Below are 3,338 nucleotides of genomic sequence, written 5' to 3'. Positions count from 1 at the left end.
GTCTATGACGCACTAGGTCGCACCACCTCTGTTACTCAGAACTCCGAGTTGGGTGACCTCACCACGTCACTCAGTTATCAACGAGACGCGTCAGGCGTGTTCACCCTTGCTCGCAATCCCAGGGGGGCCGAGATCCGGACCTGGTATCGCATGCTGGATCAGCCCTCCTTCGATAGTCCTACGCGGATCCTTCAACCGGAAGGAGGGCTGACAGTCATTGATCGCGACGCCTTCGCAAAGCCGCTGAGCATTCGCCGCGGCAGCGCAGATGGCAGCCTGGAGGTTACGCGAGCCTATTCCTATAACGCGGCCCAAGAGCTGTGTCGGACAGTAGAGCCTGAGACAGGAGCTACGCTCGTCGGTTACGACGGAGCTGGTAACGTTGCCTGGTCTGCGTCCGGCCTCGCGAGTAGTACCGGCTGCGAGCCAGACGGCAGCTCGGCGTCGGTAGCTCCGCGACGCGTCTCCAGATCGTACGATGCCCGAAATCGCCTGCTCGCCTTGTCGTTTCCGGACAGCAATGGTGACCAGATCTGGAGCTACACCGCCGACGGCAAGGTCGCCCAAGTCACCACGCGCAATGATGCTGGTAGTAGCCAGGTGGTGAATACCTACAGCTACAACAGGCGTCGCCTCGTTACCGGAGAATCGATCGAACAGACGGGAATGCCTGCACGGTCGGTTGGGTACGTCTACGACCCACACGCTTCCTTGGCCGGTGTTCATTATCCAAGCGGGCTTAGCGTTGAATACGCTCCCAATGCGCTGGGTCAGCCAACACGCGCGGGCGCCTTTGTATCCAGCGTCACGTACTTCCCTAATGGTGGCATGAGCCGGTTTGTGTACGGCAACGGGATAGTGCACACAATGCAACAGAACGGGAGACAGCTTCCAGCCAGTGTTACCGACGCAGGGGTTCTCAATAACACTTATGGCTACGATGCTGCAGGCAACGTAGCGCAGATCACCGATGGATTGAACGCAGCGCGCACTCGCTCGATGACGTATGACTCGCAGGATCGCCTGCTGTCCACCCATTCAACCGCCTTCGGTGGCAATGGGCAGCTTACTTATAGCTACGACGCCTTGGACAACATCCGTGCGGTCAGACTTGAAGGCCTTAAGGATCTTTCCTACTGGTATGACGGCAACAATCGCCTGACCAACATCATCAACAGTAGCGGCTCGACGGTAGTGGGGCTCGCCTTCGACGTGCAGGGCTGACTCTGGCACTATCGCATCCTTCTACGGAAATGACGGGGTGCTTCGTCGACAAGACAATGATCGCACCGCCAGTAGCGTGGAGTACGTCTACCTAAATGGAAGTCTGGTCGCGAAGGCCACAACATCGACGGCACCCGCGACCCCGGTGGTCAGTGCGCCTGCTCAGAGCTCCAGCGGCAACTACACGGTCTCCTGGTCAGAGGTGGCCCAAGCCAGCCGGTACGATCTGCAAGAGCAAGCGGGCGCCGGCGCGTGGTCCAACATCTATTCCGGGCCTGACAGGACGAGAGAAGTGACCGGCAGGGCTGGCGGGTCTTACGGCTACCGTGTGCGAGCCTGTCGCGCTACGGCCTGTGGCGGCTGGAGTGCCACTGCTATCACTTCGGTCCAGTCGCTCCCTTCAGCTGGGCCCTCCGTAAACGCGCCTGGGCTCTCAATAGACGGCAACTACAGCGTCTCGTGGCCAGCAGTGGCCGGCGCCCAGACTTATAGGTTGGAGGAGTCCACAACAGGAAGTGGATGGGCCGAAATCCAGAATGACGCCATCCTCTCTCGCTCCTTTGCCGGCAAGCCCAACGGCACATTTGCCTACCGCGCACGTGCCTGCAATGCCGCCGGCTGCGGTGAGTACGGTGCAACGGCGTCGGTGCAGGTGCTGCGCGTCCCAGAATCACCCGCTGGATTGAGTGCTCCCGCACTGTCTGCGAACGGTGCCTACACCGTCTCCTGGTCTTCAGTATCCGGCTCGAGCGTCTACCACTTGGAAGAAAGCAGCGGTGGCTCCGCCTGGATCGTGGCAGCAACAGGCGCAGCGACAGCGAAAGAATTCTCACAGAAGCCAGACGGAAGCTACGCCTACCGCGTGTCCGCTTGCAACAGCAGCGGGTGCGGGCCGAGTACTGGCCCCGCGACTGTGCGGGTCGTTCGTGCTCCGACAGGCAGCTCCAATCTGTCCGGCCCGACTCTATCCAATGATGGAAGTGTCGCTCTGAACTGGTCGCCGGTTCCCCTTGCGACGACATACCGGCTCTTCGAAAGCGTATCCGGCGGTGGGTGGAATGCCATCCTCAATAGCGGCAGCACCAGCGCGACATTGACTGGGCGCGCAAATGGAAGCCTCAGCTACAGCATTGCAGCTTGCAACGATGGGGGCTGCGGGCCGCAGGGGCCGGCGTTGAACGTGGTAGTGATGCGACCACCGTCAGAGCCGGCGCTATTCGGTCCGGGTAGTTCCGGCACCGGCAGTTACACGGTCAGTTGGAACGCGGTTGATCGAGCCAATAGCTATGTAGTTGAAGAGAGCGCGAATGGCGGAGGATGGACGGCGGTCTATAGCGGCGGAAGTACTTCTGCGGTGATCTCCGGTCGCGGCGATGGTACCTATGCGTACCGGGTCGCCGCATGCAATCAAGGGGGATGCAGCGGCTACAGTGGCTCAGTTGCGGTGGCAGTGAATGTTCCGCCTGTAACACCAACCGGACTCACCGCGCGCTTCGTGGTTACCAATGCATTCCCGCCGTGGCAGGTGCGTTACTTCGTCAGCTGGAATGCAGTGGCCGGGGCTGCCTGGTACGAAGTCACAGGAAGGGGGGCCTATTCGGGGCCTGCAACGTCGGTGCAGATCGACTACACGGGCGTTCCTGCAGGCGCTACGTTCCAAGTGAGAGCATGCAAGCCCATAGGGTGCTCGGCCTGGGCCCCCGCCGTTTCCGCAACTGGAGGGTAGTGCGAATGAATCGAGCCAGCATAGCTACCCGCCACATGATCTCGTTGATGCTGATGTGCGGGGCGCTCAGTCCTGAAGTGTATGCACAGGCGACAGTCACATACGTGCATACCGATGCCTTGGGGACCCCGGTGGCAGAGTCGGACGCATCCGGAAATCTGATAGCTGAATCATTCTATGACCCATATGGATCCATGCTCGTTGCAGGTAGCGATGATCAGCCAGGCTTCACCGGCCAAGTGTCGGATGCCCAGACGGGACTTAACTACATGCAGCAGCGCTACTATGATCCGACAATCGGACGCTTTCTATCGGTCGACCCGGTGGCTGCTCGACCACGCGGGGACAATTTCAATCGCTACTGGTACGCCAACAGCAATCCCTACAC

Annotated in this window: 1 protein-coding gene and 1 pseudogene; both read left to right on the top strand. The window is 60.2% G+C overall.

Annotated elements, in window-relative coordinates; genetic code table 11:
* Window positions 1-1,224: pseudogene (locus AC1VAN_RS19735) on the top strand (RHS repeat protein); the annotation flags it as partial.
* 1,731 nt (window positions 1,225-2,955) lie between these two features.
* The coding region (locus AC1VAN_RS19730; RefSeq protein WP_480986528.1) for an RHS repeat-associated core domain-containing protein at window positions 2,956-3,338 on the top strand (383 nt) is incomplete at its 3' end.

The organism is Stenotrophomonas sp. 05L44_2, assembly GCF_056665995.1.
This window is presented reverse-complemented; position numbering and strand designations above follow the sequence as displayed.